Source organism: Porphyromonas canoris, assembly GCF_000769115.1.
Taxonomy (GTDB): domain Bacteria; phylum Bacteroidota; class Bacteroidia; order Bacteroidales; family Porphyromonadaceae; genus Porphyromonas_A; species Porphyromonas_A canoris.
The window spans coordinates 51,526-62,990 of sequence record NZ_JQZV01000010.1; the positions used below are offsets into that span (position 1 = coordinate 51,526).

The following is an 11,465-nucleotide window of genomic DNA, read 5'->3' on the forward strand; positions in this document are numbered from 1 at the left end:
AGTGCATTCATTCAGTTTTTGAGTTCAATGCTTCTGTGATGTCACTCACTTTGTAGTAGCACTTGTGTCCGACCATAGAGAAGGGGATTTTGCCCGTATCTCTGAGCGTCTGCAAGGTTCGCTTGCTGATGCTCAGCCTACGGCAGACGGCTTCGTTGTCGAGCCACGCTTCTGTTTGGGGCGGATTACCGATGAGCTGCTCTGTGCGGTGGATAAAGTCGGCAAAGGAGGAACGGAGCTGCTCCCACGCTTTGCCCTCTACGATGATAATTTTCATTGCTTTGGTTGGTTTTAAGTTGCGTTTCTATATGGTGGCAAGTCGGGGCAGATGCTCGGACTTGCCTTTTCTTTTGGAGGCAAAATTAGGGCTAAGCGTGCAGCTCTCAAGAGCCTCAGGAGGAGCAAGGAAAACGAGGGAAAAGGCAGGAAAAGCAGCAGGCTGAAAAAGCGCTTACTTGCGGTAATGAGATGAGGAGTCGGCTCGTTCCTATGGGCGAAAATGGCTCGTTTGAGATGTCGATTTGTCGAGAAATCAATATGTCGACATCTCGAGAGTTCGACATTTCGATAAATCGATTTATCGAACGTTCGATTTATCGAGAGTTTGATAGGCTGTTTGAGCTACCTCTCAAACGATAGCCATAGCGATAGATAGCTTTAAGCCTTGCTTGCGTCCAAAGAGCCTGAGTATGTCGTATTCGTTCGGGCTTTTCTTCACAAAGGGCGGTCTTGCCAAGCAAGGTGGGAGGGAAGGAATACGACCGCTATGATACAAAAAGTCCTGCGGTGGAGATTCTTCCCCCCTCCGCAGGACTTGACCTTGATAGGCAAACAGACCGCCCTTGTACCTTTGCCCGAAATGAATACGACCTTAGGCGGTGGACGGCTCGGCTTGACGCATGATGGCGGTACAATAGTCCTTAAACTCCGCCTGCTGACGCTCGGCAAGTGCCGTCATATCCTCCTGTATCTTATGGTCGGTGATTTTGCCGTAAATCTGTGTCGTGTCGATACTGCTATGCCCGAGCATCTTGCTGAGCGTCTCCATCGCAATGCCGTTGGAGAGGCAGAGCGTCGTAGCAAAAGTGTGGCGTGCCATGTGAAAGGTCAGCCCCTTGTCGATACGGCAGATTTGCCCAATGTTCACGCAGGCAAAGGAAGCCTTACGCACGGTAAGGTTCGGGAAGATGAGTTCGTCCTCCGCCTTGCCCTCGATGAAGAGCGAAAGGATTTGCTCCGCTATGGGCAAAAGGGGAACACTCGCCTCGACATCGGTCTTCTGTCGCTTGATGCGTATCTCTGCCGTGCCATCGGCATAGCGTATGATGTGCTTGGGTTTGAGACGCTGCATATCTATCCTCGCCAGCCCCGTAAAGGCACAGAAGAGGAAGAGTAGTCTGGCTCGCTCAAACTGCTTGTCTTTGATGGGTGTTTCTAAAACTCGTTGCAACTCCTCGGTCGTGAGGTAGCGTCTTGTGCGTTGGGGTAGCTCTGCCTTATAGTCCACAAAAGGGTCTGCCGTGATGTAACGCTGCTGCTGCCCGATGCCGATAAGCTTACGCAAGAAGATAACGACTATCTGTATCGTGGCCAGCGACAAGCCTCGCTCCTTCTTGAGGTAGAAATCCAAACCCTCAATGAAGCTGTAACTCAACTCCGAGTAGGCAATATCCTCTCTTGCTAACAGTTCTCTGAGGTAGGCTTGAATGAGCTGTGTGGCATAAATATAATTACTAAAAGTAGGTTTCGCCACGGTCTTCCCTACGCAAGGCTGTTTCTCTGCGATAAATCTGTTAGCTTCCTCTATGAGATAAGCCTTGGAGGCTTCGGGCTTTAATAGCTCACGCTTGAGCAGATCGGCAGAGATATAGCCTTGCTCCCAAAGCAGGGATTGATACAGACGCTCCGCCTTAGCGTGATACTCTTGGATGAGGCGATTGAGTTTTTGTGTGTCCTCGTTCTTGCCCTTGGCTCTACCGAGTCGGCTGTCCCAGTCTTCGGGGGCGATGTCCTCGCCAAGGCTGTATTGCACCTGTTCGCCATCAATGGTGATGCGCCCCATCAGGGGGCATCTGCCACTCTTCTTTTGTTTGGAGCGGTTGATATAGAAGATGTGTTTGAATGTACTGCGTGCCATCGTCTTAGAGTTTAAGGGTAAATGTGTCTTGAATACGTGCTTGCACTCGCTGCATATCCTGCCGTATGCGCTCGGAGGATACTTGGGCATAAATCTGCGTGGTACGCAGGTCGCTATGCCCCAGCATCTGACTCACGGTCTCGAGAGGAACACCCGAAGAAAGGGTAATGAGCGAAGCGAAGGTATGTCGTGCCATATGAAAGGTCAGCGGTCTGTCCATCTGGAGTTGCTTTTTGAGGTAGTGCATACCATTGAGTACGACATCCACGCTTGGCACATCAAAGACAAAGCCTGCTCGCCTGCCTCGATACCGCTCTATCATCGTAAGGGCGGGCGGTAGCACCTGCACCCGATAAGGGGTTTTCGTCTTTTGTCGTCTGCCTTTAATCCATAGCTGTCCCTCCTCGGTTACGATTTGTTCCTCTCTGAGGTTATGGACATCGGAAATCGCCAAGCCTGTAAAGCAAGAGAAGACAAAGAGGTCTCGCACGATGCGGTAGTTCTCCCACGCTATTTCCAAGGCGATGAGAGCTTGCAACTCTGCCCTTGTAATGCTTCGTGGCTCTCCCTTGGGGCGGTCGTAGCTGTAGCCCATGAAGGGATTAAGGTCTAAATGCCCTCGCCTAACGGCTTGCAGGACGATAGACTGTAAAGTGGAGAGTGTACTAGCTATCGTGCTTGGCTTTAAGCCTCGGTCGATGGTGAGGTAATACTCAAAACCCTCGATGAAGGCTTTGTCGAGCTGGCTTAGGGCAATATCCTTGAGCTTGTAACGCTTCTGCACATATTCCCGCAGCACAGATAACTGATAAGAGCGGAGCTTGAATGTTTTCAAAGCTCTATCTACTCCGATGCGCGATTGTATCTGATTAAGGTAGGCTTCAAAGTTTTTCAGTAGAAAACCCTCCTCCTGCATCTGTCCTTGGTAGGCATCTCGCAGTTGGGAGGCACTGACCACCTCGCCCCGCTCGCAAAGCTCTCGGTAGCGTGTATGAATGAGTGCGATGCACTCATTGAGTTTCCGATTGAGGCTTACGGCGACATGACTTTTGCCGAGAAGTCGCTGTTTACGGCTATCCCAGAGGGCGAGAGGGACTTTGAGTTTGGCAGAGAAGTCCGCACTACTCCTACCGATAGCAATACGCCCAAAGATGGGGGCATTGCCGTGCTGGTCGACTCGCTTCGCTTGTACGAAAAACGAGACTTTAAGTTGTTCTGTTTGCATAGCTTTTTCTTTGTTACAAAGTTACTTCTGACACAGTGCTTATGAGCTATGCAAAAGGTGGAGAGGAAGCGAATAAAAACCTAATCAACAGGGATTTAGACTCAAATCGTAACCCCTTTTTGCTTCGGGAGACAAGGGGTTACGATTTGCCCACGGAACTCCTGCCGAAAATCGCTCCCTTTTGCCTTTCCCTTTCAACGCAGAAAAACGACAATCCTATGATAAACAAACGATTATCTATTTCTCCGTTTCCTTACTTATCCCTTGATTTCTGCCTGCCGACTTTGCCCGAAAGATGAGCTTAGATTTACGGATGATTGACCCTGCCTACGAAGACCACGTGGACAACAAGGCTTCGCACTGTGCCAAGATGCTCAACGACTACTATCAAAAGTACAATGCTCAGAAGGGAACGCAGTTCGTCTTTTCTGACCTCGGCACTTATAAGCCAGGCGATGACTTCAATGTGTATAGCGAAATCAAGCGGAAGCTCGTAGAGGACTACCGCATCCCCTCATCTGAAATTCGCTTCATCCAAGAGTGTAAGAACGAGAAAGCCAAGAAAGCAATGGTCGATGCGATGAACAAAGGCGATATTCGTATCATCTTCGGTTCTACCTCGATGCTTGGCACTGGGGTAAATGCCCAACAGCGTGCCGTGGCGATTCATCATCTCGATACACCCTGGCGACCATCAGACCTTGAGCAACGCAACGGACGAGCTGTACGTAAGGGCAACCTCATCGCCAAGGAGTTTGCTGACAACAAGGTCGATGTGATTATCTATGCTGTGGAGCGGTCGTTGGATAGCTATAAGTTCAACCTCCTGCACAATAAACAGCTCTTCATCAATCAGCTCAAGACCAACACGCTGGGCTCTCGTACGATTGACGAGGGATCGATGGATGAGGACAGCGGTATGAACTTCTCTGAATACGTAGCCGTACTCTCGGGTAATACCGACCTCCTAGAGAAAGCCAAGCTCGATAAGAAAGTTACCGCTCTTGAATCAGAGCGTAAGTCCTTCCTCAAGGAGCGTGATGCCGCCAGCGGTAAACTCGCAGAGATGCAGCACTCGGTGGAGTATCACACGGGGCGTGTCGAGGAAGCGAAAGCCGACTTGGCAGCATTTGAGAGCCGTGTGCAGCGTGATGAAGAGGGCAACCCCATCAATAAACTTGTCCTCAAAGGAGTGGAAGAGGGTGATGACATCAAGGCGATGGCTGCACGCTTGCAAGAGATTGAGGAGAAAGCCCGCACCAATGGAGAGCATCACAAGATTGGAGAGATTTATGGCTTCTCTATCACCGTCAAGACCGAGAGCTCCAGCAAAGACCTGTTTCAGATGTCGGTCAATCGCTTTTTCGTCAAAGGTCAGGAGGGCATCTATTACACCTATAATAATGGTAAGCTCGCCAGCGACCCCAAACTAGCCTGTGCCAACTTCGTGAACGCTCTGGAGCGTATTCCTAAGGTCATAGAGTCGCATGAGAAAGAAGTTGCCAAGGCGAAGGCAGACATCGGCGTCTACACAGCGATTGCGGGCGGTTCATGGAAGAAGGAGGACGAATTGCGTTCGCTCAAGACCCAAGCAGCCGAGCTCGACCGCAAAATTGCCTTAGAACTGGCTCCGCCCGAGCCTGAGAAGGAAGAGGTCAACGAGGGAGAGAAGCAGGGGCAAAGTCAAGGTGGCGGACAAAGCACAACCTCTCAAGGGGAAAAGCAAGAGCCAGCTCACACTTCGCCCCAAAACACGACAACGCCCCAGTCTCCTATGCAAGCTCCGAAGAGCGAACAAGAAGACCGAGGCATCATGAGTTGTGTGGTCATATCTAAGCCCAAGTGGAGATAGAAATCCTATAGTTTGATTTACTGAAGTCGTATGGAATAAATACCTCAAATAAGTTTTGTAAATCAATATAATATCACTATCTTTGCACAAAATCAGAATGAGAGATTATGTGCAATATGAGTCGTTTGATAGAAAATACAAACACATACATTAATGAATATATCGGAGAGAAGGTCGTCTTCTCGCCGATTAACGAGTCTCTACGAAATAGAGTTCCTATTGCTATATCAGGAGAGTTTAATCTATACAGTGGCAGGATACTGAATTGTGATGTCGTCTTAGCTCTTATAGAGCAAGCAGACATCATTCCCCCAAAACAAATACAGAAAAAACTTCTAATACTAGAACAGAAACTTGGAAGTTTGGTAATTCTTGCGACCCAAGAGATAGCTTCATACAATGCTTTGCGACTTGCCAATCTTAGGATAAACTTTATTGTTCCCAATAAGCAAATGTTCCTGCCTTCCCTATTAGTCAATTTCAGAAAGGAGCAACAGATAGGAAGTGATCTAACAGAAACGATTTCTCCTACAGCTCAGGTTCTCTTACTTTATCATCTTCAAGTTGAGTCTGTTCAAGGATTAGATGCAAGAGCTTTGGCGAGTAAACTTGATGTTTCATATGCCTCTGCTAATCGTGCTATCCGTTGGCTATATGACAAAGAGCTAATCAAAGTGAGCCAAGGCAAGAGTAAATTGATTGAACTGCATCATACCCCAAGAGAATTGTGGGAGAAGGCTTTGCCTTTCTTAGAAAACCCAGTCGCAAAAATCGTTTACACAGATGATGTTATAGACACTTGGCAAAGTGGCATCAATGCCCTTTCTGAGTATACTATGATAAATCCCGAACCAAGAGCATGTTATGCCATAACAAAAGCAGCGTTAAAAACGCTCTCTACTCGTGTAAATGAGAAGTTCGGGAATAATATTGTTGAGATTTGGAAATACTCCCCACATCTACTTAGCAGTACAAACACTGTTGATAAGCTTTCTCTGTACCTTTCTCTTAGACAAACAGAAGACGAGAGAGTTCAAATAGAATTAGACAATTTACTTAACGCATTATGGTCAGAGGAATAGAAAAATTCAAAGAGTATTTTGAAGCTTTTGAGGGCAACTATGTCATTATTGGCGGAACTGCCTGCGAAATACACGAAGAGAACAATGCCATTGCTCCACGAGCCACCAAGGATATAGACATCATCTTGGTTGTCGAAGCTCTATCTCATGAATTTGTAGAACGTTTTTGGCAGTTTATAAAGGCAGGAAACTATGGTGAAAGAAATAAGGGAACTGATACTTCTGCTTCATCTCGCCATGAGTATTATCGATTTAAACAACCCGAGGAAGATAGTTTCCCTCATCAGATTGAGTTGTTCTCTAGAAGATTAGATGCCTTTAAGCTCCCAGAGGATGCCCATTTGACTCCTATCCCAACGACAGAGGATCTGTCTAGTCTCTCTGCAATACTTATGAGCGATGATTACTACAACTTCACCATAGAGCATAGCCAAAATGAAGATGGAGTACATATCGCAAACGTTGAGAGCTTGATTTGCTTAAAATGCAAAGCTTACACTGATATGATCGCTCGTAGAACACAGGGAGCTCGTATCGACAGTAAAGAGATAGCTAAGCACAAGAAAGATGTGTTCAGACTCTTGGCTATGTTAGCACCAGCAGATCGATTCGATGCCCCAGCAATGATACAAGAAGACTTGAGGCTATTCATTCAAATGGTGCATGAGGACCTTCCTAATGCCGACTTTATGAAGGCGACAGGTTTAGGTTCAATCTCAAGTGAGCAACTACTCCAACTGCTCAACAACTGCTTTTTAGACGAACAATGAAAATTCAATATGCTTCAGACCTACATTTAGAGTTTGCCGAAAACAGCAGCTTTCTAAAGCACAACCCTCTAATTCCGATGGGGGAAGTGCTTGTGCTTGTTGGGGATATAGGATATATTGGTGACGAGAACTATTCAAGGCACCCCTTCTGGGACTGGGTTTCTGATAACTTTGAGAGGTGTATTGTCATCCCAGGTAACCATGAGTTTTACAAGTTCTTTGATGTCTCTCAGTTATATAATGGTTGGGAACTATCCATACGATCCAATATCACCTGCTATTATAATAGTGTTATAGATTTGTCCCAAGAGATAGTACTCATTGGAACAACACTATGGGCTAATATAGAGCAGCATAACGCATACTTCACAGAAAGGGCTATAACGGATTTCAGACGAATAAAGAACAAGGAGAATAACCTTAGTTGGATAGACTTCAATACTCTTCATCAGCAATGTCTCGATTTTCTTCAAAAAAGTGTCGAACAACATTCATCTAAGAAAATCGTAGTAGCAACACATCATGTGCCATCGGTTGAATTGATGTCTCCTGAGTTTGAGGGCAGTTTTCTAAATGGAGCTTTTGTCGTGGAACTAAGTCGCTTTATACAGAATTCCCCCATTGATTATTGGATATATGGACATTCTCATAGAAACATAGAGAGAAGCATCGGTGCAGCAAAATGTCTAAGCAACCAACTGGGCTATGTTTTTCGTGATGAACACCTTGATTTTCGACCCGACAAACATTTTGTCATATAGCTTTTAGATGAGCTAATCTATAGCAAAACATACTCAAGTTGTTTATTACTCAAACTTGCAAATAGGGATATTTTCTGCCCCCATTTGCAAGTTTGGACAATTGAATTGAAGAATACGAATTTCTGATAACCTATTTATTACATCACTTAATCTAGTATTCTGTTGTTTTCTAGCATCTCATCTATCTCATCTCTCCTAAAGAGCAGTCGCCCATTGGCTTTGAGGTAGGGTATTTTACCCTCCCAAACCCAGTTGTAGATAGTCTTTTGCTCAACACGCAGAAGCTTTGCTACCTCAATGATGTCGAGATACTCGGGCTTCAGTGGTGGACGAACGGTCGTATCGAGTAGTTGGTCTTTGATAATAAGTAGCTCATCAAGCTTCTCCTCCATCGAAAGCATATGCTCAAAGAGGAGCTTATACCAGTCAGTTTGCTGATTTTCTGATTTGTGATCTTCTATGTACGACATCTCTCCCCCTTTTGATAGTTACCATTCGTGTCTTGCGTTAAGACGCCCTGCTCACGCATATAGGCAATATACTTCTTTGCTGTGCGGTCTTTGATTTCCATCTCTCGCATCAGCACCTCACAGAGTTCCTGGTACGAGAGCCGTGTGTTGAGCCTAAAGGCTTCTCGGATAACCGCTATTAACTCTTCTGTCTTGCGTTTATCCTTGTCCTCCTTAGACTTCTCCCCTCGGTAGACGTGCATCTCTAAGGCTTTATCCCAGCCGAAGAGCATCATCGGCACATCTAAAGGACTACCATCTCTCACCTTGAGAGCTTTGACCACCGAATACTCGGGGTTTTCGTCCTTTTCGATAGAGAGAATGCCTGCTGCCTTGCGTTGTAGCTCTGAACCGATATGCCCACGCAGTTTGATGCCGTTCGGTACAAAGTGCAGCACACAGATGATGCAAGTGTTGTAAATGCCTGCCAATCGATAAAGCTCATCGACAATCGCAATACTCTCGCTTTCGTCATTAGCCGAGCGAATCAAGTCGGCTATGCCATCGATCACCACGAGGTGAATACCTCCGTGGCGATGATGAAACAAATCCATACTCTCACGAATAAGTTTCAGTCGGTCTTTGCGTGAGAGCGAGGCTAAGTACAAAGAGTGATAAAACTCTGGCACGGCTGTGAGCGATGCTCGCCTAAGCGTCTTACCCAAATTTTTGCACAATTGAGCCTCTGACTGCTCTGTATCGTAATGCAAGACGGCTAAACCCTTGGGATTGGCGGTGATCTCCAACCCTAAGGTTTCTGTTGCGTCCATATGCTCTGCGAGTAAAGTACCAGAGAGGATAGCAGAGATGTAGTTACTCTTCCCCGTACCTTTGCCTCCAGTGATACAGAAGAGATTGTCTTGCGTGCCGAGTGGCACACCATTGACCGAAACGACCGCCTTAGAGGCATCAGGTGGGTTGTCATAGTCAATCTCGCAGGAGCGAAGCATCATCATCGTTTGACCATAAATATCGGCAAACATCTTAGTGAGCAAATCTCTAAAATCCTCGGCACTATATCCGAGAGCAAAATAATCAGAGATATCTTTCTCTGTCTTTGAGCCACTAAGAGGTAAACTAAGTTGAAGGACTTTGTAGTCCGAAAGTTGTTCGGCTTGCCTATTGGACTCACGTATCCCTGTTTCGTCGGCATCATATAATAAAATAATGTGTCGAAATCGAAGGCTTAGGCTCTCGATGATATTCTCAGGGATTTGAGCCGTTTCGCTATTGAAGCAGATGGCATGGAAGCCATGAGCAGACAACGAAAGGACATCTTTTTCGCCTCCCGTAATGAATAGCATATCGCCTTTTGTCGGGAGCTGCTCCATACCGAAGCAATAAGGGCTAGGCATTCGTCCGCCATAGAGGAAGCGAAGCTTAGCACTGTGAGGGCGATAGATCTTGACATAACCACTGCCTACATACGCAAAGATCGGTTCTGTCGGAGTGCTATTTAGTTCAAAGGGATTACCTTCGCCTGAAACGCTTTCATAGCGTTTCAAACATCTAACTCGAAACAGACGCAGCGTATCCTCAAAGATGCCATAGTGTGACCAGTAGTTAAGCAGATTATCATCGAAGGGCTGTATCTCAAAATCATAAGGTCGCTCCTCAGACTTGTGAGTACAGACCACCCGTTGAGGGGCATGCTTAGAGCTTGGAACTGCCTGCGTGCTTCTTGGACTTTCACCCTTACAAAGGGAATACAAGCCCAAGCTTTGCACAATAGCCTCCATCACTTCAGGGAAACTACTCTTTACATTTAAGCCCAATAGGGTCGCTACAAACCAAAAGCAATCCCCACAATAAGTGGGGTTGCCATGGTCGTAGAACTTATACACAGACGTCTTCCTGTCATAGTAGATATGACAAGAAGCACGCTTATCATCATAGAATGGGCTTCGAAAATTGCGGTGCAAGTTTATTTCAAAACCCAGGTAGTGTGAAAACACATTCAAACCTCCCTGCGTAAGGGAAAGGATTTCATTTTTGTCAATCATAGTTCTTAAGTCTTGGGATGAATACAAGAATTGATGATGAGATTGTCCTTAAATCGGTTCATCCGACCGATTAGGTCTCCATTTCGCACACCAGACACACGCAGGCGATTGCATTTTAGGGCGATGAGGATTGACTTGAAGGAATACCTCACCTCTCCACTCTCGGTATAGCGATACCGAATCAGATTTCTTTTTCGCCAGCGATACAGTGTTGAGTCTGAAATCATCAATGTCTCAACAAGATCTTGGGTAGACATCTCTAGTTCGTCGTCGATGTCTTGCAATAAGTGGCTTGTACGCTCCACATATTGCTCAATACGATTGAGCCGGTCTATCAACTCTTGATAGGCTTGACTTTCCATAGCGATTAGATCCATTTGCGTAAACGTTTAGATTCGATTGTTACGTCTACTCCGAAGTCGCCTACGACCTTCATGATAGCATCGTAAGCCTCCTTAGAATATACTTCAAGTTTGATTTCAGCAATAGGGCGAGGCTCTTCAATCTCTTCACTTGCAAGAATTGCATAGGCGATACTAGACGAAAAGCCTAGAAATTCAACATATCGTTCGAGACGAGCAATAGATGGTTGCACCTCGCCTTTTTCCCAGCGAGACACACTACTTGATGAAACTCCTAGTTTTTCAGCTACATACTCTTGTGTGTAGTTGAGTTTGAGTCTTCCTTGTTTGAGAAACTCTGATAACTTGCTCATAATGGTAAAGTTATTACGACATCTTAGCAAGAGCAACCCACTACATGCAAGTTTTTCCACCTAATGCAAATCGTCTTGCATCAGATGCAAATTGATATTAGTAGTGGATGCAACAGGTTTCGTATAAAATAATGTAATACATGCTTTCTTGACACTATTTTTCATCGAAAATTTTGAAACAGAGCAGTATATAATAATAACTAAGGAGTTTTAGAACGATAAATCGGAATAATCCAATAAAACAAAGCTTCTTTGTCTTTGAGAATGTTTGATGCTCGAAATTCTATCGGCATCCCAACAAGAGCGTGAACTCCTCAGCTTTGCAAATCACCCAAAAAACAACTACACACAAAGGACTCCAGTGCACGGTGCAAGACCCTTTATATATAAGGGCTTGCACCGTGCACTGGC

10 protein-coding genes and 1 pseudogene are annotated in these 11,465 nt (G+C 45.8%); 4 read left to right on the forward strand and 7 right to left on the reverse strand.

Annotated features, from left to right (window positions below; translation table 11 throughout):
• Positions 1-7: 7 nt before the first annotated feature.
• The 3 genes from HQ43_RS05095 to HQ43_RS05105 all read right to left on the reverse strand — a co-directional run bounded on the left by HQ43_RS05095 (position 8) and on the right by HQ43_RS05105 (position 3,362).
• Positions 8-277, reverse strand: a complete 270-nt coding sequence (locus tag HQ43_RS05095; protein WP_036790653.1) for a helix-turn-helix domain-containing protein — start codon at positions 275-277, stop codon at positions 8-10.
• A 594-nt stretch (positions 278-871) separates the two neighbouring features.
• On the reverse strand, positions 872-2,137 hold the full coding sequence (locus HQ43_RS05100; protein ID WP_036790656.1) for a site-specific integrase: 1,266 nt from the start codon (positions 2,135-2,137) through the stop codon (positions 872-874).
• A 4-nt stretch (positions 2,138-2,141) separates the two neighbouring features.
• A complete protein-coding gene (locus HQ43_RS05105; protein ID WP_036790659.1) occupies positions 2,142-3,362 on the reverse strand; it encodes a site-specific integrase in 1,221 nt (406 codons plus the stop codon).
• A 271-nt stretch (positions 3,363-3,633) separates the two neighbouring features.
• Here HQ43_RS05105 and HQ43_RS05115 point away from each other — a divergent pair.
• From HQ43_RS05115 to HQ43_RS05130, 4 genes and pseudogenes are all read left to right on the forward strand, one after another.
• Positions 3,634-5,214: pseudogene (locus HQ43_RS05115) on the forward strand (helicase-related protein); the annotation flags it as partial.
• 116 nt (positions 5,215-5,330) lie between these two features.
• Entirely contained in the window at positions 5,331-6,296 is a 966-nt protein-coding gene (locus HQ43_RS05120) for a hypothetical protein (protein WP_036790668.1), read from the forward strand.
• Positions 6,281-7,066, forward strand: a complete 786-nt coding sequence (locus HQ43_RS05125; protein WP_036790673.1) for a hypothetical protein — start codon at positions 6,281-6,283, stop codon at positions 7,064-7,066. The genes HQ43_RS05120 and HQ43_RS05125 overlap by 16 nt, the downstream gene beginning before the upstream one ends.
• Positions 7,063-7,827, forward strand: a complete 765-nt coding sequence (locus tag HQ43_RS05130) for a metallophosphoesterase (RefSeq protein ID WP_036790676.1) — start codon at positions 7,063-7,065, stop codon at positions 7,825-7,827. The genes HQ43_RS05125 and HQ43_RS05130 overlap by 4 nt, the downstream gene beginning before the upstream one ends.
• Positions 7,828-7,973: 146 nt before the next feature.
• On the opposite strand, the gene HQ43_RS05135 is transcribed toward HQ43_RS05130, so the two are convergent.
• The 4 genes from HQ43_RS05135 to HQ43_RS05150 are packed head-to-tail and all read right to left on the reverse strand — an operon-like array spanning position 7,974 to position 11,054.
• Entirely contained in the window at positions 7,974-8,297 is a 324-nt protein-coding gene (locus HQ43_RS05135) for a helix-turn-helix domain-containing protein (protein ID WP_036790679.1), read from the reverse strand.
• The gene (locus HQ43_RS05140; protein ID WP_036790682.1) at positions 8,285-10,339 is read right to left on the reverse strand and encodes a bifunctional DNA primase/helicase; all 2,055 of its coding nucleotides are present in this window, start codon (positions 10,337-10,339) and stop codon (positions 8,285-8,287) included. Before HQ43_RS05140 ends, HQ43_RS05135 begins: the two co-directional genes overlap by 13 nt.
• A gap of 5 nt (positions 10,340-10,344) precedes the next feature.
• Complete coding sequence (locus HQ43_RS05145) at positions 10,345-10,716, reverse strand: MerR family transcriptional regulator (RefSeq protein WP_036790685.1); 372 nt, start codon at positions 10,714-10,716, stop codon at positions 10,345-10,347.
• On the reverse strand, positions 10,707-11,054 hold the full coding sequence (locus tag HQ43_RS05150; protein ID WP_036790690.1) for a helix-turn-helix domain-containing protein: 348 nt from the start codon (positions 11,052-11,054) through the stop codon (positions 10,707-10,709). The genes HQ43_RS05145 and HQ43_RS05150 overlap by 10 nt, the downstream gene beginning before the upstream one ends.
• Positions 11,055-11,465 lie beyond the last annotated feature (411 nt).

Coding starts and splice junctions, on each gene's coding strand:
- HQ43_RS05095 (WP_036790653.1), bottom strand. CDS start 277: ATGAAAATTATCATCGTAGAGGGCAAAGCGTGGGAGCAGCTCCGTTCC.
- HQ43_RS05100 (WP_036790656.1), bottom strand. CDS start 2,137: ATGGCACGCAGTACATTCAAACACATCTTCTATATCAACCGCTCCAAA.
- HQ43_RS05105 (WP_036790659.1), bottom strand. CDS start 3,362: ATGCAAACAGAACAACTTAAAGTCTCGTTTTTCGTACAAGCGAAGCGA.
- HQ43_RS05120 (WP_036790668.1), top strand. CDS start 5,331: ATGAGTCGTTTGATAGAAAATACAAACACATACATTAATGAATATATC.
- HQ43_RS05125 (WP_036790673.1), top strand. CDS start 6,281: ATGGTCAGAGGAATAGAAAAATTCAAAGAGTATTTTGAAGCTTTTGAG.
- HQ43_RS05130 (WP_036790676.1), top strand. CDS start 7,063: ATGAAAATTCAATATGCTTCAGACCTACATTTAGAGTTTGCCGAAAAC.
- HQ43_RS05135 (WP_036790679.1), bottom strand. CDS start 8,297: ATGTCGTACATAGAAGATCACAAATCAGAAAATCAGCAAACTGACTGG.
- HQ43_RS05140 (WP_036790682.1), bottom strand. CDS start 10,339: ATGATTGACAAAAATGAAATCCTTTCCCTTACGCAGGGAGGTTTGAAT.
- HQ43_RS05145 (WP_036790685.1), bottom strand. CDS start 10,716: ATGGATCTAATCGCTATGGAAAGTCAAGCCTATCAAGAGTTGATAGAC.
- HQ43_RS05150 (WP_036790690.1), bottom strand. CDS start 11,054: ATGAGCAAGTTATCAGAGTTTCTCAAACAAGGAAGACTCAAACTCAAC.